The following is a 23,205-nucleotide window of genomic DNA, read 5'->3' as shown; positions in this document are numbered from 1 at the left end:
TGATTGAATGATGTAAGGCTTAACGACCTTGCAACTTCGAATAGTCTAACAGTACATTTGCCGCTTCATTAATGAAAGTCTCTTCTTCAGGCAATGGTGGACGCAAATGTGCTTTCATTTTGGCACGCGACTCAACCAAGGCATCAATAGAAGCTTGATAGCTTTCCCAGTTCGCATAAGGGGCTAAATTGGTTGCTATACGACGTTGGTTTTCAGCATTCAAGGTTTGCTTTTCGAGATCAATCAACTCGGCACGACGTTGATTAATATCCAACACCACTTTCTTCTGGTCAGAGGTTTTTTTCGCAATCGCTTTACGCGCTTCTAAATATTTAAATTGAGAATCTGCCGCAACACGTTGCTCAGAAGACTGAGACAATTTTGCTACATATGGCAGTACTGAACCTTCACGTTTAAATGGCGCGGTTGGAATGGTATCCCACTTCAAAGCATTCTTCGCTTTACGCTCACCAAACTCTTCATTGTAGATATCAACCAGCTTGATATCTGGAATCACACCTTTATTCTGTGTACTTCCACCGGTAATTCGATAGAACTTACGCTGTGTTAAAGTCGCTTGACCATAAGCTAGCGAATCTAACTGAACCTGTGCTGTCCCTTTACCTGTGGTGGTACTACCAATAATAATTCCGCGCTCATAATCCTGAATTGCCGCAGAGTAAATTTCACTTGCAGAAGCAGAGGCTAGATTGACCAACACTGCCATTGGACCTGCGTAGATTTGCTCGCCGCCATCGGTATCTTCGAACACATTGACATTGCCATTACCATCACGGATTTGTACCACTGGCCCAGACTTGATCACTTGACCAAGCATACGTGCCACTTCTTCCAAAGAACCACCTGGATCATTACGCAAGTCGACCAAGATCCCTTCTACTTTTTGTGCCTTGAGTGAATCTAAAGCTTTCGCTGTATCTTCAGAGACAGAGCGATACTCCGTTCCTGCACGACGTGAGCGATAGTCAAAATAGAAAGATGGGATTTCAAGCACACCAAATAGATGTTTTTTGCCATCACGCGTGATTTCAACCGTACGTGAACGCACCCCTGCATCTTCTTCTTGAATGATATCGCGGGTTAAAGTGACATTACGTGCTTGGCTCATTGATGCACCAGCACCCAATAAACGCACCACCACTTTAGTGCCACGTTTACCACGAATCAGTCCAACAATTTCCGAGCTCGGCCAACCAATCACATCCACCATTTTCTCGCCATCTTGAGCGACACCAATGATACGATCACCTGATTTTACCTGGCCAGATTTGCTTGCGGGTCCACCTTCAACGATGGTTTCAATCTTGGTGTAATCTTCATTGCCACGTTCTGGACGAATCGACACCCCAATTCCTTCCAATTGCAAAGTGGTTTGACGATTCAACTCCATCGCATCAATCGGTGGATAGTAGTTACTATGTGGATCATAGGTCGCCAACATCGCATTCAATGTTTTATCGAGTACATCATCACTTTTCACACGACCAATACGCTCTAACTGACGGGTATAACGTTTGGTTAAGGTTTGAACTGGGGTTAAATCTTCAGGCCCCGTTAAATCCTGTCCATTGGCAAGCGATGGATCTGCTTTTAACGCTTTTTGCTTCGCCTGCTCTTCTTCTTTGCTAATGGTTAAATTGATCAACTGCGACACCAGCATTTGCTGCCAATGTTTTTGTTGTTCCGCCTCAGTTTTGAAATATGGCGCTTTTTCACGATCGGTATCGAGATAGACATCTTTTTGGTTTAGGTTCTGCGGCTTTTTCAGCTCAGCCAACATAAATTCATAGAATTGTTTTAAACGGTCACGATATTGCCCATGGATCAAAAAAGGGCCTGTTAAATTACCCGCTTTTAATGAGCTACCAAAATTCGAACCATATTTCTTTTGATATTCTTCAACTTCACCACTGAGAAATAATGAATGGTCTGGATCAAGACTATCCAAATACATATTCAAAATACGGTTTGAAGTTGTTGCGTCTAGGCGCATATTTAAATAATGCTGGCGATCAACCAATGTGGCTAACTGACGTGCGACCAATGCCTGCTCTTGTGATGGTTTGATGACTGTTGAAACGACAGGTGCTTCCGTCGCCGCAAATGCCTCATTCATGGTATGAGAGAAAAATAAACCACCAGTCGCAATTGCAACTGCACACGCTATCATTTGAAGTTTCATAAAATTTTGGTACTTCCTTGGATATGGCAATTATTACACGCTGATACTGTCAATATGAACACATTTCATTCGATACTTTACCAACTTGTAGAACTCATTGGTCGTCATAAATAAATAACCAACAAGCACTTATCATCAATATCATGTAGTTTTATCATATTCTGTACTGACAAAATGTAGCAAATCATTGCACAATTTAGCTATCGTTTTTTTCATCAAATTTTTCATCAAAATTCAAACGGAATCCTTATGATCGGCGCATTGATGCTGGATATTGCTGGCACAGAACTTACTCAAGAAGATATTGAACTATTACAAGCTCCGCAAGTCGGTGGCATAATTTTATTTGCACGAAATATTGAATCCCCTCAACAAGTTCGCGCTTTAACCGACCATATGCGTCAAGTCCGTCCAGATATCCTGATTGCAGTGGATCAAGAAGGTGGCCGTGTACAACGTTTAAGACAAGGTTTTACCTTACTTCCAGCGATGGGACGTCTTGGCGAACATTACTTGACTCAGCCAGAACAAGCGATTGAATTGGCTGAACAATGTGGTTGGTTAATGGCAATCGAAGTTCTCGCAGTCGGCATTGATTTTAGCTTTGCCCCTGTTCTAGACCTCAATGATGTCAGCGATGTGATTGGTGATCGTGGCTTTGCTAAAAATATGCAGGACATCGTACCGCTTGCTGATGCCTTTATACGTGGCATGAAAAAAGCAGGCATGGCAACTACAGGTAAACATTTCCCTGGGCATGGTTCAGTCAAAGCCGATTCGCACGTTGCAGCAGCAATTGACAGCCGTTCATATCAAGAAATCTATAACAAAGATATGCAAAGCTTTATTAAGCTGATGCCTCAGCTTGATGCGCTGATGCCTGCTCATGTGATCTATGATCAAGTCGATCCAAATCCAGCAGGTTTCTCACCGTTCTGGTTACAAGAAATCTTACGTAAACAACTTAAATTTGACGGCGTACTATTCTCAGATGACTTGAGTATGCAAGCTGCGTGTGTTGCAGGTGGTGCGGATGCACGCATTCAAGCAGCTTTAAATGCGGGTTGTGATATGGGCTTAGTCTGCAATGACCGTGCAGCAGCATGTACTGCATTGGATGGAATCCAAACCTTGGCTTTACCAAACCAACAACGTTTAGAACGTATGCGCGGAAAAATTCCAAATATCCAAATCGGTACGACATTGACTTTAGACGATGAAAACTGGCACAACGTCAGAAAAGTCATTGAAGAATTTAAGAATTCATTCTAACTTTACCAAGATATTTTAATTGTTTTTTAACACAATGGAATCTTGCCGAGTGCTCACCTAATTGAAGGATTATGCCTTCGGTTCGACTTACTTTTCAGGGATGAAAAGTAAGCAAAAATCCTTTGTTAGGCTGAGGGTACATCCGTGTAACCCCAGCCCAACGGCGGCATCCATGCCGCCCCACGATAGTAAATAACAAGCCTAAATCCGGATTTAGTCAAAAATGCTCTATTATTAAAGAGATGCACTTTATGCCCAGATTAGGAAAAATAGAGTCTAGGACAGATGACACAACAACTTTCGAAACATCGCCATATTTCATTTACTGCACACTATACAGGTTACATCTGGTATCAAATGGGGATCTCACATCCAGCACTGGCAACAGCAAAAGGAAAAACGCTGGCAGCTTTAGTTCATCCAATTGAAAGTTGGGCAGAGAAATACGTTGGTGGCAGCATGCGTACCACACTAAAACAACGTCACAGCATGCTGGATAGCCACTTAAAAGAATTAATTGAGCAACATCCTGATTTACAAGTGCTTGAAATTGCATGTGGTCTATCGCCACGCGGTTGGTGGTTTAGACAACACTATCCAAGCATCACCTACCGTGAACTGGATTTACCTGATATGGCAGCCACCAAACAAGCTGCACTCCAACAAATCGAAAGTGATGTGGATGACGTTCTATCTGTCGATTTATTTACCGATGCTTTTGCAGCGGCATTTGAGGTATTTGACCCTCAACGTCCACTGGTGATTATAAGTGAAGGACTGATCAATTACTTTGAAAAACCCATGTTGCAGCAACTGATTCAAGCGATTGCCACCTATGGTCAAAACTTTAAAGAGCTGCATTATTTAACAGACATTTACCCTGAGCCCACTCAAAACAAATTGGCAACCATTATCTGGAACAGCAGCCGTTTACTAAAGTGGATGTCACGTAGTGCATTTAGCTTTCACTTTAAAACACCTGCCGAAGTCGAACATTTTTTCCATGATGCAGGCTTTAATCAAGTTGAAATCCTACAACCGAAGCAATTCTTTGAACACACCGCGTTAGAAAACAAACAGCAGCATTTAGGTGATTTAGTTTGGGTCATCCAAGCTACCAATAAGTAAGCTCAATAAAAAAGGGAAATGGCCAATAACCACTTCCCTTTTCAAATCTTCGATTCTGATTAAGCTTGTTTTTGACGCTCAATAAAACGTGTTAAACGATCAGCAATATCAAAGCTACCATGTTTAAACAAGATGCGCAGTCCTTGCTCAGTTGCATCAAAGGTTAAACATTCAATTTTAAACTCACCTTCTTCATCAGCTAAATGCAGAGCTAAATCACGTGGATGCTGGCTAACAAAATCAAGCTGTTCAAGGTTATTCAGTTTTAAATAAACACCAAAGAAAGTGATATCGACGACATTCACTGCCGCTTCAGTTGCTAAATGACGGTGGGTCAATTTAGTCTCTGGCTGCAAAACAGCAATACGTTCTTCACCACGACGCTCTATTTTCTGCATTTGCTCACGTGTCATCGGGATAATACCATCTAGATTGTCGATGGATTCCCCTTTTAAGAATGAGGTGAACAAATTCATGGTTTCTTTACGGCGCTGCAATTGTGGCACATGATCTGCGTTGGCAATCAAAGCAAACTGCATATCTTGGCATTGCAAAGCAAAATCGGCATTTTCGTGTGGCAATGTAAAGCTGTCATACTGCCCTGCAGCCACCAATGTTTTACATTGTGGTACTGGCACATCACTTAAACGCAATAAACGGTTGCAGTTAATCTCGTAACGCTCACGTTCAGTTGCACTAAATTCTGCCATTTGTTTGAAGAATAAACGCTTAGCTGTCGGTGACATGCGGGTTTTATCAAGCTTGGCATGATTGACTAAATACAAAATCACAGCTTGACCAAACTCATCCATGCGATCTTCACGCATTAAATGCAATGATTCTTCCAGCAGCATACGCCAACTTTTGCGTGTCTTCTGCATGACACCCATCAATACCATACGGTCAATCAATTCTGGGCGTTGGTGTGCAAATGAAGATGCAACTACCGAACCCAATGACATGCCCATCATTGAAACTTTATCCAGTCCAACAATATCCAGCCATTGACCAAGCATTTTAGATAATTCAGGGAGTTCCAGAATTCCAGCAGATTCACCAGTATCAACATTACGAATCTGTTGATTCGCCCCCATTGACGGTAAATCGATGAGAATAACGGGTCCGCTCTCAAAGAGTTGCTCAACACAATACTTATAAGAGTTAAAATTTTGAAATGCGCCCCCGACAATTACAATCGGCGTGTTGTAGATCGTTTTCGGATCTGCAATTGCCATATATTCAATTTTCCAACCATCGATCCACGTGGTACGCGCTGGCTGTTTAAAACTGTTTTTATTGTAAATGTCGAAAAAACCAAAGCCTGTGTAGGTATGATTTATATCCGAGTCCATTTGGATAATGGAATTCATGTCCTTCCTCCATCCTTGTTTATTTTTTTGTTGCAAGCATCTCATTTTCAGCGAATTCAACTTGCAAGTTAACAAATTTATAAAATTTGTATTACATTTATCCTATACTTTTTCATTCTATACATATGCACGTTTTATACGCAATCATTTCCTTAACCACTTATCTTGTTTAAAGCACTAATCTTTTGCAAAATATGTAATCTTGGCTTTATATTCAATATCTTCATCACACTAAAATAAAAACTTTTGTGCCAATTAACGCTTCATAATTTTTTGAATTGTCAGTTCAGCCTATTCATTGTTCAGCATTTGACTGTTACTATCTTTATAAATACATGCAAATATCAAAATGCTATGCAAGACTCTATTCAAGACTACATGCAACACGTTGGTACTCAAGCGCGTCAGGCGTCTCGTGTTTTAACGAGTGCGTCGACCCATTTGAAAAACCACGCCTTGTCTGCAATTTATACGGCTTTGGAAAATAATCAAGCACAAATTTTAGCAGCCAATCAAATTGATATGGACAATGGTCGTCAACGTCAACTCGATAGCGCTTTGCTCGATCGTTTAGAACTAACCCCAGCTCGCTTCAAAGGCATGCTCCAGGGTTTAAAAGACGTCATTGCATTAGTTGACCCGATTGGTGAGGTTACAGATCTTGCCTACCGTCCATCTGGCATTCAACTTGGAAAAATGCGTGTGCCTTTGGGTGTGATTGGGATGATCTATGAATCAAGACCGAACGTGACACTTGAAGCAGCATCATTGGCCTTAAAATCAGGGAATGCCATTATTTTACGTGGCGGTTCAGAAGCCCTTGAATCAAACAAAGCCATTGCCGTTGCCATTCAACATGGCTTACAAATTTCAGGCTTGCCTGAACATGCCGTTCAAGTAATTGATACCCCTGACCGTGCTGCGGTTGGTCATTTGATTACCATGACTGAATTTGTCGATGTGATTGTGCCGCGTGGCGGTAAAAGCTTGATCGAAAGAATCAGTAATGAAGCACGTATTCCTGTGATCAAACATTTAGATGGCAACTGCCATGTGTTTATTGAAGCACAAGCGGACTTACAAAAAGCGCTGCCGATCGCACTCAATTCAAAAACGCATCGCTATGGTGTCTGCAATGCCATGGAAACCTTATTGGTGGATGAAGCGATTGCGGAAGAGTTCTTGCCACGCATTGCTGAACTGTATGCTGAAAAACAGGTTGAACTACGTGGTTGTGCTGAAACACAGCGTATTTTAGGTGTCTCTGTGAAGACAGCGACGGAAGAAGACTGGTATACCGAATATCTCGGTCCAATTCTTGCCATTAAAGTGGTTACAGGTATGGATGAAGCGATTGAACACATCAATAAGTATGGTTCACATCACACCGATGCCATTATTACTGAAAACTTTAGTCTAGCACGTGAGTTCTTAGCGCGTGTGGATTCAAGTTCAGTGATGATCAATGCCTCAACCCGCTTTGCAGATGGTTTTGAATATGGTTTAGGTGCAGAAATCGGCATTTCAACCGATAAAATCCATGCGCGCGGCCCCGTTGGTCTTGAAGGCCTAACCTCACAAAAATGGATTGTTTTCGGTGATGGTCAAATCCGCCAATAACAAAAAAGCGAATTCTGACACAAGAACACGATAAAGTTCATTTATTTGATCTTTATCGTGTTTTTATATATTTACATACAAAAAATAATGACAAAAGCAACAGATCAATCAAAAGAACGACTCATTTCCAAACTATACTGAATAGATTGATTTATAAACGGGTTGTATAGGCTAAAGTCTATCTTCGCCAATACGAGATCCCATGTTAAAACATTGCGCTTGATTCCACTGCCTCATGCGTTGCAGCAAGATCAAAGTGTTCATCATAAAATTTAAAATCTGTTAGGTGTTCAAACGTGGCTATATCTGTATTAGTAATTAACTGTGGTTCATCATCAATCAAATACGCGCTCATTTCAGAACGTCGAGAAGACCGCATATATGGTTTGGCAGAAAATTTAGGGGCAGCCGACGCCCGCATTAAAGGCGTCACTCTTGGTGGTGAACCATTAGAGCTCTCAATTCCTTATGCAGATCATGCCAAAGCCCTTGAAACCTTGCTGGCACGTTTAGCCAATTACAATCCACAAGCGATTGGCCACCGCGTCGTACACGGCGGCAATATCACTAAAGCAGAGCTATTAACACCAGAACTGGTTGAGCGTATTGAAGCTGCGACGCCACTTGCTCCTCTACACAACCCAGCTCATTTGATTGGAATTGAAGCCACCATGCGCCTGTTCCCGCAATTGCCTCAAGTTGCTGTATTTGATACTGCCTTCCACCAAACCATGCCAGAACGCGCCTATCGCTATGCCCTGCCACAATATTTGTATACCGAACATCAAGTGCGTCGCTACGGTTTCCACGGTACCAGTCATGCATATGTGACTGAACGTGCCAGCGAACTTGCAGGCCATAAAAATCAGGGCGGCTGGCTCAGTGCACATTTAGGTAATGGTAGTTCAACCTGTGCCGTATGGAATGGTCATAGTGTCGATACCTCAATGGGCATGACGCCACTTGAAGGCGTCGTCATGGGAACCCGTAGTGGCGATGTCGACCCAAGCCTGCATTTATTCCTTGCCAGTAATTTAGGCTGGGATATTCAAAAAATCGACAGCATGTTAAATAAAGAAAGTGGCTTGTTGGGCTTATCAGGTTTATCTAATGATATGCGTACGCTGGTTGAAGCTTCTGAAAATGGCCATGAAGGCGCAACCCTAGCTATTGAAGTGTTCTGCTATCGCTTAGCCAAGTCTTTATCGGCTTTAAGTTGCGGTTTACCGCATCTTGATGGTTTAGTATTTACTGGTGGTATTGGCGAAAACTCAGCCTATGTCCGTGAAAAAACCTTGGGCTACCTCGCGCACTTTGGTTTGCAGTTCAGTAAAGAGAAAAATAATGCATTGCCGCGTGGCACGGAAGGTCGTATCGACAATGGTTCAGGTCCACAAATTTGGGTGATTCCGACCGATGAAGAAGGTCGTATTGCCAAAGAAACACGCCAAGTGCTTGAACACACGATTTAATCAAAATATTAGATAATTTTAAGGTCACTATGAATACGATTTTACTCATCCCGACAGGTGAAGGTGTTGGCTTGACTTCAGCCTGTCTAGGCATGATTTACGCGCTTGACTGTAAAGGCATCAATGCCGGTTTCTTAAAACCTTACTCTCAAATTGCAGATACCACTGTTGATCGTACCACGACGTTATATCGTCATTTATTTCAGCACTCATCCGCTGAACCCATTACCTACGAAAGGCTGACACAACTCATCGCGTTGGGCGAAACAGATGAACTCCTTGAGGAGGCGGTTGCGCTACATCGTCAAATTTCAGCGGATCATGATGTGATCATCGTTGAGGGATTGGTACCGAATGGACAAGATCATTTTGTCAGTGAAATCAATGCCGCACTCGCACAAGCACTCGATGCACAAGTGGTTTTGGTCAGCACAGCGGATTTAGCAGACCCGCGTAAAACAGCAGAAAGAGTTGATGCACATTTACGCCAGTTTGGCGGCGCAGCATCAGCACGCACTACAGGTGTCCTGTTTATGCGCACCAAGGGGCTACCAGAAGGTACTGCTGCAATTCCACTCACACTTGATCCAAGTCTACGTCTCGATCAGCAAATCGATGCATTTTCCTTGGAATTACAACGCTATAACCGCTTCATGGGAACTGATGAGTTACCGATTATTGGACTTGTTCCTTTCAGTAATACACTCAGCGTCCCGCGTAGTTTGGATATCGCATCCATTATCAAAGGCACTTGGTTACATCAAGGTGAAGCTAAACAACGTCGTATTTTACATACCAGTTTAATCGCTTCGAATATTGAATCTGAACTGCATAAATTCGTTGCAGGTGAGCTGATCATTAGTGCATCACAACGAACTGATGCGATCTTGGCTGCTAGTCTTGCCAGCAGTAATGGTACGCCCTTAGCGGGTTTAGTGCTGACTGAACAAGCAGCTCCAGCAAACAGTGTGCTTGAGTTCTGCCAAACTGCGATTAAACAAGGTTTACCGATCTTACATACGCCTTTAGATACCTTAGAAACAGCACAACTACTGCATCGCTTTGGTAATGAAATTCCAATTGATGATACTGAACGTGCCGAGCAAGTCACGCGATTTGTATCGAGTCATTTAGACAGCAATTGGCTGGATCAACATACCCAGAACAATCTGCACCCTCGCCTGTCACCTTCCGCATTCCGCTATGAGTTGGTACAAAAATCCATTGCTGCAAAAAAACGGATCGTCCTGCCTGAAGGTGATGAGCCTCGTACCGTACAAGCTGCTGTTATTTGTCAAACTCGTGGTATTGCACAATGTATTTTATTGGCGAAACCTGAATCGGTTGCCGAGGTTGCAAAAGCACGCGGTATTCAATTGCCAGCAGATTTACAAATCATTGATCCAGACACTATCCGTGATCAATATATCGAGCCAATGGTGGAGCTGCGTAAAGGTAAACTTGATGCGCTACAAGCCAAAGCACAACTGCAAGATACCGTAGTGCTTGGTACCATGATGTTGGCTTTGGATCAAGTCGATGGTCTCGTTTCTGGTGCAATCCATACCACCGCCAATACCGTGCGTCCTGCATTTCAGTTGATTAAAACTGCACCGAATTATTCACTGGTGTCATCAATCTTCTTTATGTTGTTGCCCGATGAAGTCTATGTCTATGGTGATTGTGCGATTAACCCAGACCCGAATGCCGAGCAACTTGCCGAAATTGCGATTCAATCTGCAGACTCAGCCAAAGCCTTTGGTCTAGACCCGCGTATTGCCATGATCAGTTATTCTACAGGTACTTCGGGTACAGGTGCTGATGTTGAGAAAGTGGCTGAAGCCACTAAAATTGCGCAACAGCGTCGTCCTGATTTACTGATTGATGGTCCATTGCAATATGACGCGGCTTCGGTTGAAAGCGTAGGTCGTCAAAAAGCACCTGATTCTCAAGTCGCTGGTCGTGCCAATGTGTTTATCTTCCCAGATCTGAATACAGGTAATACCACCTATAAAGCGGTACAACGTGCTGCCAATGTCGTGAGTGTTGGCCCGATGCTACAAGGCTTAAATAAACCTGTGAATGACTTGTCTCGTGGTGCATTGGTCGATGATATTGTGTTTACCATTGCTCTAACGGCGATTCAGGCCAAACAACAAGATTAAGTCTACTATCAATCGAAATTTTAAAAAGCCCTTTTGATTGAAAGGGCTTTTTGATTAGAGGTATTGAGCTAACCAGATGGTATGTCCCGTACATTCAACATCTTCAGCAATCATTTTAATCAGCTTAAACCCATTGTCTTGGAGCAACGTCTGATATTCCTCCGCTGAAAGACTAGCATGGTAAAGTGGCTCTCCAAATAGCGAGCCAATGGCCTCACCCTGCTCAGGGCCACTACTAAACATTAAAGCAGTTCCTGATTGTGCATATTCGGCAAAACGTTTAAACATCTTTCGCTGATCATCTTGGGTTAAATGGAAGAAACTATCCCAAGCAACAATCCCCTGAAATTTTTGTGCGGTGAGATACTCCCGAAAATCTTGCTGTACCCAGATCTGTTCAGGGAAAGACTGCCGTGCGGTCTCGATCATATGCTCGGAAGCATCTACACCTGTTATCTTGTAGCCTTGCGCAATAAAATAGGCAGCAATCGGCTGCCCTGAACCACAGCCCAAATCCAAAATATTGGCCGAGCTTGGTAACAAGCTTAGAAAACGATCGAGCCAAACTTTTTCAGATAGTCCCTTGCCTCGTAGTTCAATCCATTCCTGAGTATATTTTTGATAGAGTTCAATAATATTCTGCGCTAGATGTTCCTTTACCATTTTTATTGCCTCTATCGTGAATCATCAATTCCAGAACAATCAATCTATCAAAAAACTTAGCAAGACTCAGGCTTATTCAAGGTCTGGATTTTCTTCGCTTTCGGGCCTTTTACAAAGAAAATCGCATTACCACATAAAATTAATATCACTCCAATCACCGCATTGATTTGCCAGTGATAACCTTCCCATATCGTCGAAATCACTAAAGCAACCAATGGAAACAACAAGGTACTATAAGCGGCCTTACCTGCACCAATCCGTCCCACCAAATAGAAATAGGCAGTAAAACCAATCACCGAACCAAAGATGGCTAAATACAATAAAGCACTCACTGCACTGAATTGCATACTTGGAAAAAACTCATCCTGTCTTAACCATGAAATTACAGCCATCAACAACGAGCCATACAACATTGCATACGCATTGGTGGTGAAAATATCCAACCCATGTTTTTGATGGAGAGTACTGATCATATTCCCCAAAGAAAAACCATAGGTTCCTAAAATGCACAGTCCAATCCCAATCAATGTATTGCTATTTAAAGTGGTGCCCACCACGTCATGCCAAAATAAGGCAATAATGCCAAGTACACCGAGTAAAGCTGCTGGATAAAAACGTGTCGATACTTGCTGAGCAAAGAATAATTTAGCGTTAATGGTGTTAAAAATCACAGCCATGGAAAAGATCACGGCCTCCAAACCACTGCTAATATATTGCACAGCATAGTAGAAACAGACGAAGTTAAAACCAAAAATACAACAGGCCTGCAACATACAAAACAGATGGTCTTTACCAGCCAGTTTCTGTAACTTACGGCTCAAAACGACGAAAGCAAATAACACCATTGCAGAAATAAAAAAACGCCAGAACACCGCAACACTGGCCGAAATTCCACTTTGCTGTTGCAGCGTAATTGCAATCCATGTTGTTCCCCAGATCACCACAACCAAAGCATATAACAGCGCATTCATTTCTTCTAAACCAAACTTAATCACTACCAACGCTATTTTGCGAGATTTGATCACTTGAGTTCTTGCACAATCTTGCGGTGATTGTCATAGATTTGCGTTTTTCTAGGAACTTTTTGACCAGATGACAAAACTGGCCGAACGTTCTACACTAAACTGGATCATATTTGGCACTGCGTATAGAAGATGAAATATCAGATTCTAGATCAATTACAGCAATATAAAGCGCAATTGCTCGACTCGGTTGAACTGGGTTCGGGTATGCAGTTGGCCATGTGGCAAAATAACCAAGATCGTGTCAGTGTCTGTAGCAATCACCATACATTGAGTATGTATATTCAAGGCGGTTATGAAAGCTACCAAAAGACGCCGCAGGGCTGGCACAATGGTGGCGGCCCAGATCGGATGTGCCTGATGCCACAGGATTTTGAGTCGACTTGGGATCTACGTGATCCGCTCAGATTTGTGCATCTTTACTATACCGAACAGCACTTACAACGGGTGGCTGAACAAGTCTGGGATCGAGAACCTAGCCAAATTATTTTAAATCCGCAGATTTTTGTAGCAGATGCACAAATTTCCATGATCTATCGGCACTTCTTACTCAATGGTGCATGGCAAAACCGAGAGAATCATTTGCAGATGAGTACTGCGACCACGTTACTCCTCAATCACCTGATCAAAAATTATAGTCATGCACAATGGCAAGCACCTGAGGTCAAAGGTGGACTGTCCCCTTATGTGCTGAAGCAGTTATTAGAATGGATTGATCAACATCTCCATCTCAGCTTGACCTTATCTGACTTGGCTCAGCAGGCACAATTGAGTGAGTATCACTTTGCTCATATGTTTAAGCAATCGATGCAGATGCCACCGCATCAATATGTGATGCAACGCCGCCTAGAACTGGCACATCAAGCCCTTGAACAAAGCACCGTGAATCTGACCGAGATTGCAGTGCAATATGGCTTTAGTTCAAGCAGCCATTTTAGCCATCGCTTTAAGAAACAGTTTGGCTATCCTCCATCTCAGCTGAGAAAAAACTAAAATCCAAAAACGATCTCTTGTTGCTGTAATTTAGATCGAAGACTCGCTTTAGACCTTTAGCCAAATGTACGCTAAAACTCCCACATTCATTCCTTTTTGTCATATAATTTAGCCCGCCAGCTAATCGCCCGCTCAAGAGAAATTTGATATGACAACGATCATCAAACAAGATGACTTGATTACATCAATCAAGGATGCCCTGCAGTTTATTTCTTACTATCACCCACAAGACTTCATCCAAGCGATGAGCCGTGCGTATGACCGTGAAGAAAACCAAGCTGCAAAAGATGCTATTGCCCAAATCCTTATCAACTCACGTATGTGTGCTGAAGGTCACCGACCAATCTGTCAGGATACAGGGATCGTTAACGTTTTCCTTGAAGTCGGCTTAGATGTTAAATTTGATCTAACCCTGAGCTTGGATGATGCAATTAATGAAGGTGTACGCCAAGGTTACTTAGAGAACTCAAACGTACTGCGTGCTTCTGTTTTAGCAGATCCAGCTTTTGGTCGTAAGAATACCAAAGACAATACGCCTGCCGTGATTCACTACAAACTCGTTCCTGGTAATAAAGTTGATATTACCGTTGCAGCGAAGGGTGGCGGTTCAGAAAATAAATCTAAACTTGCAATGTTAAACCCATCTGATTCAATCGTGGATTGGGTACTTAAAACTGTTCCAACTATGGGTGCAGGTTGGTGTCCACCAGGCATGCTCGGTATTGGTATCGGTGGTACTGCTGAAAAAGCCATGATGCTTGCCAAAGAAGCACTTATGGAAGAAATCAACATGGACGAATTACTTCGTCGTGGCCCACAAAGCAAAATGGAAGAACTCCGTATCGAGATCTTCGAAAAAGTAAATGCATTGGGTATTGGTGCGCAAGGTCTTGGTGGTTTAACCACTGTTCTGGATATTAAAATCAAGGATTACCCATGCCACGCGGCAGGTAAGCCAGTCGGTATGATTCCGAACTGTGCTGCAACGCGTCATGCACACTTCCAGTTAGACGGTTCAGGTATTGCACATATTCAAGCACCAAAACTTGAAGACTACCCTTCTGTAACTTGGGATTCTTCAAAATCGAAACGTGTAAACCTCGATACCATTACTCAAGAAGAAATGAACGCTTGGCAACCAGGTGATACATTATTGTTGAACGGTACCATTTATACCGGTCGTGATGCTGCACACAAGCGCATGGTTGACATGTTAAATAACGGTGAAGAGCTTCCAGTCGACTTAAAAGGTAAATTTATTTACTACGTGGGTCCAGTCGATCCAGTCGGTGATGAAGTGGTTGGTCCTGCTGGTCCAACAACAGCAACCCGTATGGACAAATTTACCCGTCAAGTTTTAGAAGCAACTGGCTTGTTCGGTATGATCGGTAAAGCGGATCGTGGTCCAACTGCGATTGAAGCGATCAAAGACAACAAAGCGACATATCTCATGGCCGTTGGCGGTGCAGCTTATCTCGTTTCTAAAGCAGTACGTGAAGCGGAAGTGGTTGCTTTTGCTGACTTAGGTATGGAAGCAATCTACAAATTCGTGGTTGAAGATATGCCTGTCTCTGTTGCGGTTGATGTGAATGGAACATCGATTCATGCCACTGCACCAAAAATCTGGCAAGCGAAAATTGGTAAGATTCCAGTGGTTGACGCAGCTGCATCATAAATAATATTCATACAATTCAAATAGCCGAATCATCGTATTCGGCTATTTTTTTGCCTACTGCTTCTGCTAAATTATAAAAAAGACGAGAACAATAAGGCGGTCTATAGATGAATAAATACATGTTCAACATGATGATTGGACTTTGCCTTCTCGTCGGTATGCAAAATACCTTTGCATCCCCAGCTCAAAGTAAATCGGTCAAAGAACTGATCAGACTCAGTGACCTCGAACATGTTTTAAATACCTCATTGGATGAGATGCAACCCGCACTTGATCTCGAAGCAGAAAACATTCTATTGCGCGTTTTAGGAAAAGAAAAACTCACAACCACACAAGAACATCTCGCTGTGTTGGAATTAAGCCAATTATTAAAAGAAACCAGCTCAAAAGTCTTTGCTCGCCCAGAAACCGTTCGAGCAATAGAGAAAATTTATGCCGACAGTCTGAGCGAAGAAGAAATACAAGCCTATTTAAAATTTCTCAAAACGCCTGAAGGCAAATCGATTAACCAAAAAACACTGCAAATCAGCACCAATGTTTTTCAATATATGAATAATTTAAGTCAAAAAACCTTAAATGATCCAGCGCAAAGTTCACAATTGAAAGAGCAGTTCCTCACCATCATCAAACCTTTAATTCAAGACGAGTAACTGCTCAACCAAGACTACCAAGTCAATGGATTCCAAAGCTTAAATGGCTTCACCAAATGAACTTCAGACTTCTCATCATATTTGGCTGGTTTTAACTCTTGAGGTTTTGAGCGAACCTTGCCTGATGCATCTTGAGCGACAAAGTTATAGCTGGACGATTTTAATCGTGTGAAGGCAATTTCCTGATGTGCCACTTTGTCTGGTGTAATCATGAATGGGCCTGTGTGCTCACTGCGCGATATCTTATTTTCTTCATCGTATTTAATAAAATAAGTTTGTGCAGCATCGACCGTGAAGTCTAAATATTTTGGCTTTTGGAAATGTAATCCTGCCAAAGGACGGCTCACACTCAGGCGATAAGTCCCTGCTGGCAGCTCAACCCAATAATAGTGGTTGTGCAATAAGCTTGGAACTCGATGCCCATTGATAAATAAATTTGCTGCTGCAATTTCCTGACGGTTCCAACGCGTATCTGGACGATATAAATAGACCACCGCAGCCTGTTCATTTTGCGGTTTGATTGGTGCGTAATATTGGCCTAATTTTTGATTAACCCAACCGCCAACAGAGAAACCGCCGACATGATATTGATCAAATAGACCCGGTTCTTTTTCTGTATCCACAGCTGGTAAGGTTGCAGTCAGCGCGATTGGTTTTTCTTCAACTGTCTTATGACTTTGACAGCCCGCCAATACCCCTGCACAACATAATGACAATACTAAATAACGCATGACATCCCTCAAGGCGTTTTCTTGGATTTATTTTTAACAGCGCAAAACTATGCACATTTTTTCAATTTTTTAAGATTAACACCTCAACGCTTAATTGCAAATAAAAAAAGCATGAAAAGCCAAGCCTTTCATGCTTTTTTAGATGAATGAGAATTAGGCTGATTTAGAATCAATCACCTTCAAATCCTTCTTTTCAGTGACTTCTGACGTACCCACTTGTGGTAAGCGCTCTGCTTTAAACGTTGGTTTAGCCGTACCATTAATGACAGCTTCATTCAAAATAACGGTACCCACATCTGTACGACTTGGTAAGTCATACATTGTTTCAAGCAACACATTTTCCAAAATAGAACGTAAACCACGCGCACCCGTATTACGCTCAAGCGCTTTCTTCGCCACAGCACGTAACGCAGACTCATCAAAGACTAAGTCTACATTTTCCATGGTGAAGAGGTGTTGGTATTGGCGTGTTAATGCATTTTTCGGTTCTGTCAGAATCTGCATTAACGCTTCTTCATCCAGCTCTTCCAAAGTTGCAATAACCGGCAAACGACCAATAAATTCAGGAATCAAACCAAATTTAACCAAGTCAGTCGCTTCAACTTGACGGAACAATTCAGAGACTTTTTTACTGTCATCTTTGTTCTTCACATCCGCAGTAAAACCGATACCGCCTTTCTCTTGGCGCTGCTGTACGATTTTTTCCAAGCCAGAGAATGCACCGCCACAAATAAACAGGATATTGGCAGTATCAATCTGGATGAATTCTTGCTGTGGGTGCTTACGACCACCTTGTGGTGGAATAGAGGCAACCGTACCTTCAATCATTTTTAACAATGCTTGTTGTACGCCTTCACCAGACACATCACGGGTAATTGAAGGATTTTCAGATTTACGGGTAATCTTATCAATCTCATCAATATATATAATGCCCTTCTGCGCTTTTTCTACATCGTAATCGGCTTTTTGCAATAACTTTTGCACGATGTTTTCAACATCTTCACCCACATAACCTGCTTCGGTTAAGGTAGTTGCATCGGCCATTGCAAAAGGAACATCAAGTAAACGAGCCAAGGTTTGAGCAAGTAATGTTTTACCCGAACCTGTCGGTCCGATCAGCAAAATATTACTTTTTGCGATTTCAATGTCTTGATGCCCGTGAGTCGACTGGCCTACTTTTAAACGCTTATAGTGGTTATAGACCGCAACAGATAAGGTTTTCTTCGCAACATCTTGCCCAATCACATATTGGTCCAAGGCAGCACGTATTTCGTGTGGTTTTGGCAGGGCTTTGGTTGCCCAATCACCTGCTTCAACTTGTTGGCTGGTTTGAACGAGATCCAAGCAGACATCTACACACTCATTACAAATATATGCGTCCTCACCAGCAATCAATTTTCCAACTTCAGATTGCGTCTTACCACAAAATGAACAATGTTTTTGTCCTTGAGGATGTTCGGACATATTTACTCCACAACTTAAATCTTAAACTTAGGTCCTAAAAATCAGGGACGTTTGCTCAGCACTTCATCGACTAAACCATATTCTTTGGCTGCTTGTGCAGTCATGAAATTGTCACGATCTGTATCACGTGCAACGGTCTCATAATCTTGACCACTATGTTCAGCCATTAAGCGGTTTAAACGCTCTTTAATAAACAAAATTTCACGTGCGTGAATTTCGATGTCAGACGCTTGTCCACGGAAACCACCCAATGGTTGGTGAATCATGACACGTGCATTTTCAAGACAGTAACGTTTGCCTTTTGCACCTGCATTCAACAAGAATGCACCCATTGATGCCGCTTGTCCCATACAGTATGTCACAACATCTGGTTTGATAAACTGCATGGTATCGTAAATCGCCATACCTGCAGTCACCGAGCCGCCTGGTGAATTAATATAAAGGTGAATATCTTTTTCTGGATTTTCTGCTTCAAGAAATAACATCTGCGCAACGATTAAGTTCGCCATGTTATCTTCTACTTCACCCGTCAAGAAAATAACACGCTCACGTAATAGACGTGAAAAAATATCGAATGAACGCTCACCGCGAGATGATTGTTCAACGACAACAGGAACTAAAGCATTTTCAATTGTTGGAACATACATACGTTTACTTATTCCTAAATTATTGTGACTCGATCTATGCCAACAATATGAGGGATAATCAATGAAATTGCAAAAGGTTCAATCTGAAATATTCGATTTTTTAGACTAAAATCTGGCATTTTTTCGACAAATTAACACTTTGCTAACAGAGGGTTTGCAGACTTTACGTCGATACTTTCAACCATAGAGATTTTCTGATGATACGTAGCACAGCTTATGCGCTTTCACAGTTATGCTTAAAGCCCTGCAAGCCCAAGTCTTACGGTTTTAAATCATCATGAAATACAGCACTCAAAATGCCTAAAGAAAAAGGCGCATTAAGCGCCTTTTTATCTCATCAACTTTTTAAAAGATTAGCCACGGCGAGCTTGTTGTTCTTTTAATAAGTCTTCATAGCTGATCGCAACATCTTTTACTTTAGCAGCAGCTAAGATGTGATCAACCACTTGGTCTTCTAACACAACAGCTTCGATTTGAGCACGTTGTTGTTGGTCATTTTTGAAGTATTCAACAACTTCTGTTGGATCTTCATAAGAAGAAGCCATGTCATCGATGTAAGCATTAACACGTTCTTGGTCAACTTCAAGTTTAGCGTCAGCTAATACTTTGCTTACCAATACGCCAAGCTTCACTGATTTTTCAGCTTGCTCTTTGAACAATTCATCTGGAAGCATGCTGCTGTCAAATGCGCCTGCACCTTGAGCACCAAACTGCTGAGTAAACTGTTGGATCATTTGTTGACGTTGACGATCAACTTCTTGAGCAACCATTGAAGCAGGAACTTCGATTTCGTTTGCAGCAACAAGTGCATCAAATGCAGCTTGTTTAACTTGGTTACGAAGACCGTTGCGAACTTCACGTTCCATATTTTTACGAACGTCAGCTTTTAACTTGTCTAAGCCTTCTTCTTCAGTTAAACCAAAGATTTTTAAGAATTCAGCATCGATTTCTGGAAGTTTTGCTTTTTCAACTTGCTTCACAGTGATTTTGAACTGAGCTGCTTTACCAGCCAAGTTTTCCGCTTGGTAATCTTCTGGGAAAGTCACGTCAATAACTTTCTCTTCACCAGCTTTCATACCAACGATACCGTCTTCAAAGCCTGGGATCATACGACCAGAACCAAGAACAAGTTTAAAGTCTTCAGCAGCGCCGCCTTCAAACTTCTCACCGTCAACAGTACCTTCGAAGTCGAAAGTCACTTGCATGTCTTTCTTCGCCATACCTTTGGTCACAGCCCAAGTTTGACGTTGCTTTTGCAAGTTTTCGATCATTACATCAACGTCTTTATCGTTGATTTCTGATGCTTTACGTTCAACTTCCAAGTCAGAAAAAGCCTTCACTTCTACTTCTGGATAAACTTCAACAGTCGCTTCAAAAACTAAAGCATCATCTTTGTTTTCAACTTTCTCAATATTCGGCATACCGACCGCATTGATTTTTTCTTGTTGAATTGCTTCAAATACTGTGTCGCGAATGATGTCATTCACAACTTCTTGATAAATGCCCGCACCATATTCACGGCGAACAACATTCAAAGGCACTTTACCTGGACGGAAGCCGTTGATCTTCACAGTTTTGGCAGTGCGTTGTAAGCGAGCTTCAAACTGCTCGTTAACACGGCTCGTCGGTACAGAAACATTTAAACGACGGGCAACGCCCGAAACCGCTTCAGTCGTTACTTGCATGGCTTCCTCGATATTAGTTAGTAATAACAATTTTTAAAGTGCCACATTATATGACAACTTTCTGGATATACAAAATCGGATGCTAAAAAAGCAAATTTATTTCTCATTTTACCCAAAAACATAGTTTTCTTAAATGAAGCTTAAAAGAAACGTTACTTTTTGTTGTTAGTGATAAGTATTATCACTATACTTTGCATTCTTTTTGAACATTTGTTCTATTTTTCTCGTCCAGCTTTGGAACTCTAGTTATGAGTAAATTTAATTTGAATCCCCTTTCATTCGCATTACTTGGGGTAATGACCACGTCAGCTTTCGCAGATACAAGCACGACATCTGAACATTCAAATACGCACCAACTGGCCACAATTGTGGTATCGGCAGCTGGATTTGAACAAGATATTAAAAATGCACCCGCTTCTATTAGCGTTGTCACCAAAGAAGATATTGAAAAGAAATATGCAACCAGCATTGCCGATTTACTTGCAGATGTACCTGGTATCGATATCCGAGATGGTATTGGGAAAACATCTGGTTTAAATATTAAAATGCGTGGCTTAGGCAATGAATACAGCCTGATTCTGATTGATGGACGTCGTCAAACCACGTCTTCAGATGTCACACCCAATGGCTTTGGTGAGTCAGCAAATGGTTTCTTACCTCCACTGGCTTCAATTGAACGGATTGAAGTGATTCGTGGACCAATGGCAACACGCTATGGCTCAGAAGCAATGGGCGGTGTGATTAACATTATTACCAAGAAAATTAGCAATGAATGGAATGGTAATGTCACTGTTAGTGGCAATGTAATGGAACATGGTAGTGAAGCCGATTCATGGAAAACCAGCGTCGTCGTAAATGGTCCGATCATTCAGGATAAATTAGGCGTACAATTACGTGGCTCTTATTTAGATCGTCAGAAGTCTGAACGCATTCCAGGTACTTCTGGTCGTGACCCACGCCCAAGCGAAGCAGACATTTATGATATCGGTGGGAAATTATCATTTAAATTAAATGAGCAAAATAATTTTTGGGTTGATGGTTTCCACTCGAGCCAAACCTATAAAAATGATGATAACCGTTTAGGTACACTTGATACACCTGCTCGTGCCAATGGTTATAAAGACGAATTAGAGTTCAAACGTGATCAAATTGCTGTAGGCCATAATGGTGACTATCGTTTTGGTCAATGGAACTCTTATGTCAGCCAAACTAAAACAGAAACAATTGGCCGTACAATTCCTAGAAATACGTTCCCTGGTAATGCCGCTGGTGGTCAAGATCGTACGCTCAAAAATACTGATTTAGTTGCTGACTCGCATGTAGTTTTACCTATCGCTGATCATAAGTTAACGATTGGTGCCGAATATAAAGAAGCTAAAATTGCAGATGATATTGCTGGTCTTGGCGCAACATTCAAAAAAGATTCGTTCTCTGTTTATGCAGAAGATGAATGGCGCATCCTAGACAACCTTGGTTTTACGCTGGGTGGTCGTTATGAGGATCACTCAGGTTTCGGTGGTCAATTTAGCCCACGCGCATACCTCGTTTGGAATGCAAATGACGAACTTACATTTAAAGGTGGTGTCAGCACAGGTTATAAGGCTCCTTCGGCAAAAGCACTTCATGATGGTGTTATTAGCGTAAGTGCTCAAGGCGCTTCTTTTGGAATTGGCTCTCCTAATTTAAAACCAGAAGAATCAATCAACTATGAGCTAGGTTTCAATTATAACAACGGTAATTTAGACCTTACCACTACCACTTTCTTTACCAAGATTAAAAACCTAATTACCGAGGGTCCAGAATTACTAAACTGCTTCTATACAGCAAATCCAAATCGACCAGGTTGTGTAAATTACGGATCACATATCACTCAGGATAGTTTTTCCCAAAGCATTAATGCCGATGAAGCGGAAACCAAAGGTGTTGAACTCAGCTTGAAATATAGCATTATTCCAGAATGGGATATTAAAGCGGCATATACCTATATGGAAACCGAAATTACCAAAGGTAAAAATAAAGGTTCTTATCTAAATAATGTACCTAGAAATGCTCTAAACATGACCTCAACTTGGCATATTAATGATGCATTTGATTTATGGTTACAACATGAATATAAGTCAGAGCGTAAACGCTACAGTACAGCACAAACTGCTGGTGATGCTGCTCTTATTTACAATGCAACCAATAATAAGTTGAAGGGTTATAATTTATTCAACCTAGGCGCTAGCTATAGTGTGAATGATCAATTACGTTTTAATGGTTCAGTCAACAACCTACTTGACAAAGATTTTACCAACAATGGTTCATATATTGATGCAAATGGTAATCCTGCCTCTTATTATGACTATATGATGATCGGCTCAGGAATGTCAGGCACTTATCTTGCTGGTCGTAATTTCTGGTTATCGGTTTCTTATGATTTCTAAGTAGATTAATACTCAATGA

Annotated in this window: 17 protein-coding genes; 9 read left to right on the top strand and 8 right to left on the bottom strand. The window is 41.8% G+C overall.

Annotated features, from left to right (window positions below):
* Nucleotides 1-19 precede the first annotated feature (19 nt).
* Nucleotides 20-2,203: a carboxy terminal-processing peptidase gene (locus tag MMO42_RS07475; RefSeq protein WP_005146980.1), complete on the bottom strand. Its 2,184-nt coding sequence runs from the start codon at nt 2,201-2,203 to the stop codon at nt 20-22.
* 249 nt (nt 2,204-2,452) lie between these two features.
* Here MMO42_RS07475 and nagZ point away from each other — a divergent pair, with 249 nt between their 5' ends.
* Both nagZ and MMO42_RS07465 read left to right on the top strand, forming a co-directional pair.
* Nucleotides 2,453-3,475 (top strand): beta-N-acetylhexosaminidase, encoded by a 1,023-nt coding sequence (gene nagZ, locus MMO42_RS07470; RefSeq protein WP_241319905.1) that lies wholly within the window; start codon nt 2,453-2,455, stop codon nt 3,473-3,475.
* Between the two features lie 285 nt (nt 3,476-3,760).
* Nucleotides 3,761-4,603, top strand: coding sequence for a class I SAM-dependent methyltransferase (locus MMO42_RS07465; RefSeq protein WP_241319904.1), 843 nt, complete (start codon nt 3,761-3,763; stop codon nt 4,601-4,603).
* Nucleotides 4,604-4,662: 59 nt separating this feature from the next.
* Here MMO42_RS07465 and MMO42_RS07460 read toward each other — a convergent pair whose 3' ends face one another.
* Nucleotides 4,663-5,973 (bottom strand): alpha/beta hydrolase, encoded by a 1,311-nt coding sequence (locus MMO42_RS07460; protein ID WP_241319903.1) that lies wholly within the window; start codon nt 5,971-5,973, stop codon nt 4,663-4,665.
* 354 nt (nt 5,974-6,327) lie between these two features.
* On the opposite strand from MMO42_RS07460, the gene MMO42_RS07455 reads away from it, so the two are divergent.
* The 3 genes from MMO42_RS07455 to pta all read left to right on the top strand — a co-directional run bounded on the left by MMO42_RS07455 (nt 6,328) and on the right by pta (nt 11,230).
* Nucleotides 6,328-7,593: a glutamate-5-semialdehyde dehydrogenase gene (locus tag MMO42_RS07455; RefSeq protein WP_241319902.1), complete on the top strand. Its 1,266-nt coding sequence runs from the start codon at nt 6,328-6,330 to the stop codon at nt 7,591-7,593.
* A 296-nt stretch (nt 7,594-7,889) separates the two neighbouring features.
* Nucleotides 7,890-9,065, top strand: coding sequence for an acetate kinase (locus MMO42_RS07450; protein WP_241319901.1), 1,176 nt, complete (start codon nt 7,890-7,892; stop codon nt 9,063-9,065).
* A 29-nt stretch (nt 9,066-9,094) separates the two neighbouring features.
* Nucleotides 9,095-11,230, top strand: coding sequence for a phosphate acetyltransferase (gene pta, locus MMO42_RS07445; RefSeq protein WP_241319900.1), 2,136 nt, complete (start codon nt 9,095-9,097; stop codon nt 11,228-11,230).
* A gap of 54 nt (nt 11,231-11,284) precedes the next feature.
* Here the strand turns inward: pta and MMO42_RS07440 are convergent, their stop codons facing one another.
* Nucleotides 11,285-11,893 (bottom strand): class I SAM-dependent methyltransferase, encoded by a 609-nt coding sequence (locus MMO42_RS07440; RefSeq protein ID WP_241319899.1) that lies wholly within the window; start codon nt 11,891-11,893, stop codon nt 11,285-11,287.
* 56 nt (nt 11,894-11,949) lie between these two features.
* Complete coding sequence (locus tag MMO42_RS07435) at nt 11,950-12,864, bottom strand: EamA family transporter (RefSeq protein WP_241319923.1); 915 nt, start codon at nt 12,862-12,864, stop codon at nt 11,950-11,952.
* A gap of 183 nt (nt 12,865-13,047) precedes the next feature.
* Between MMO42_RS07435 and MMO42_RS07430 the strand changes: the two genes are divergently transcribed.
* The 3 genes from MMO42_RS07430 (at nt 13,048) to MMO42_RS07420 (ending at nt 16,233) form a co-directional block, all read left to right on the top strand.
* Nucleotides 13,048-13,908 carry an AraC family transcriptional regulator gene (locus MMO42_RS07430; RefSeq protein ID WP_241319898.1) on the top strand — a complete coding sequence of 287 codons (861 nt, stop codon included), beginning with the start codon at nt 13,048-13,050 and terminating at the stop codon, nt 13,906-13,908.
* 148 nt (nt 13,909-14,056) lie between these two features.
* Nucleotides 14,057-15,583, top strand: coding sequence for a fumarate hydratase (locus tag MMO42_RS07425; protein WP_241319897.1), 1,527 nt, complete (start codon nt 14,057-14,059; stop codon nt 15,581-15,583).
* 107 nt (nt 15,584-15,690) lie between these two features.
* Nucleotides 15,691-16,233: a DUF2059 domain-containing protein gene (locus tag MMO42_RS07420; RefSeq protein ID WP_241319896.1), complete on the top strand. Its 543-nt coding sequence runs from the start codon at nt 15,691-15,693 to the stop codon at nt 16,231-16,233.
* A 14-nt stretch (nt 16,234-16,247) separates the two neighbouring features.
* Here the strand turns inward: MMO42_RS07420 and MMO42_RS07415 are convergent, their stop codons facing one another.
* The 4 genes from MMO42_RS07415 to tig form a co-directional block, all read right to left on the bottom strand.
* Nucleotides 16,248-16,964 (bottom strand): DUF2846 domain-containing protein, encoded by a 717-nt coding sequence (locus tag MMO42_RS07415; RefSeq protein ID WP_241319895.1) that lies wholly within the window; start codon nt 16,962-16,964, stop codon nt 16,248-16,250.
* 153 nt (nt 16,965-17,117) lie between these two features.
* Nucleotides 17,118-18,428: an ATP-dependent Clp protease ATP-binding subunit ClpX gene (gene clpX, locus MMO42_RS07410; protein ID WP_241319894.1), complete on the bottom strand. Its 1,311-nt coding sequence runs from the start codon at nt 18,426-18,428 to the stop codon at nt 17,118-17,120.
* Nucleotides 18,429-18,469: 41 nt separating this feature from the next.
* Nucleotides 18,470-19,075, bottom strand: a complete 606-nt coding sequence (gene clpP / locus MMO42_RS07405; RefSeq protein WP_004775790.1) for an ATP-dependent Clp endopeptidase proteolytic subunit ClpP — start codon at nt 19,073-19,075, stop codon at nt 18,470-18,472.
* A 353-nt stretch (nt 19,076-19,428) separates the two neighbouring features.
* Nucleotides 19,429-20,760, bottom strand: coding sequence for a trigger factor (gene tig / locus MMO42_RS07400; protein ID WP_241319893.1), 1,332 nt, complete (start codon nt 20,758-20,760; stop codon nt 19,429-19,431).
* Between the two features lie 248 nt (nt 20,761-21,008).
* Here tig and MMO42_RS07395 point away from each other — a divergent pair, with 248 nt between their 5' ends.
* Nucleotides 21,009-23,186 carry a TonB-dependent receptor gene (locus MMO42_RS07395; protein WP_241319892.1) on the top strand — a complete coding sequence of 726 codons (2,178 nt, stop codon included), beginning with the start codon at nt 21,009-21,011 and terminating at the stop codon, nt 23,184-23,186.
* Nucleotides 23,187-23,205 lie beyond the last annotated feature (19 nt).

It is taken from the genome of Acinetobacter sp. ANC 3882, from assembly GCF_022549545.1.
Taxonomy (GTDB): domain Bacteria; phylum Pseudomonadota; class Gammaproteobacteria; order Pseudomonadales; family Moraxellaceae; genus Acinetobacter.
Note: the sequence above shows the minus strand (reverse complement) of the source record. Positions and strands in the feature narration are given on the sequence as shown.

Coding starts and splice junctions, on each gene's coding strand:
- MMO42_RS07475 (WP_005146980.1), bottom strand. CDS start 2,203: ATGAAACTTCAAATGATAGCGTGTGCAGTTGCAATTGCGACTGGTGGT.
- clpX (WP_241319894.1), bottom strand. CDS start 18,428: ATGTCCGAACATCCTCAAGGACAAAAACATTGTTCATTTTGTGGTAAG.
- MMO42_RS07460 (WP_241319903.1), bottom strand. CDS start 5,973: ATGAATTCCATTATCCAAATGGACTCGGATATAAATCATACCTACACA.
- MMO42_RS07430 (WP_241319898.1), top strand. CDS start 13,048: ATGAAATATCAGATTCTAGATCAATTACAGCAATATAAAGCGCAATTG.
- tig (WP_241319893.1), bottom strand. CDS start 20,760: ATGCAAGTAACGACTGAAGCGGTTTCGGGCGTTGCCCGTCGTTTAAAT.
- MMO42_RS07420 (WP_241319896.1), top strand. CDS start 15,691: ATGAATAAATACATGTTCAACATGATGATTGGACTTTGCCTTCTCGTC.
- nagZ (WP_241319905.1), top strand. CDS start 2,453: ATGATCGGCGCATTGATGCTGGATATTGCTGGCACAGAACTTACTCAA.
- pta (WP_241319900.1), top strand. CDS start 9,095: ATGAATACGATTTTACTCATCCCGACAGGTGAAGGTGTTGGCTTGACT.
- MMO42_RS07435 (WP_241319923.1), bottom strand. CDS start 12,864: ATGAATGCGCTGTTATATGCTTTGGTTGTGGTGATCTGGGGAACAACA.
- MMO42_RS07440 (WP_241319899.1), bottom strand. CDS start 11,893: ATGGTAAAGGAACATCTAGCGCAGAATATTATTGAACTCTATCAAAAA.
- MMO42_RS07465 (WP_241319904.1), top strand. CDS start 3,761: ATGACACAACAACTTTCGAAACATCGCCATATTTCATTTACTGCACAC.
- MMO42_RS07415 (WP_241319895.1), bottom strand. CDS start 16,964: ATGCGTTATTTAGTATTGTCATTATGTTGTGCAGGGGTATTGGCGGGC.
- MMO42_RS07425 (WP_241319897.1), top strand. CDS start 14,057: ATGACAACGATCATCAAACAAGATGACTTGATTACATCAATCAAGGAT.
- MMO42_RS07395 (WP_241319892.1), top strand. CDS start 21,009: ATGAGTAAATTTAATTTGAATCCCCTTTCATTCGCATTACTTGGGGTA.
- clpP (WP_004775790.1), bottom strand. CDS start 19,075: ATGTATGTTCCAACAATTGAAAATGCTTTAGTTCCTGTTGTCGTTGAA.
- MMO42_RS07455 (WP_241319902.1), top strand. CDS start 6,328: ATGCAAGACTCTATTCAAGACTACATGCAACACGTTGGTACTCAAGCG.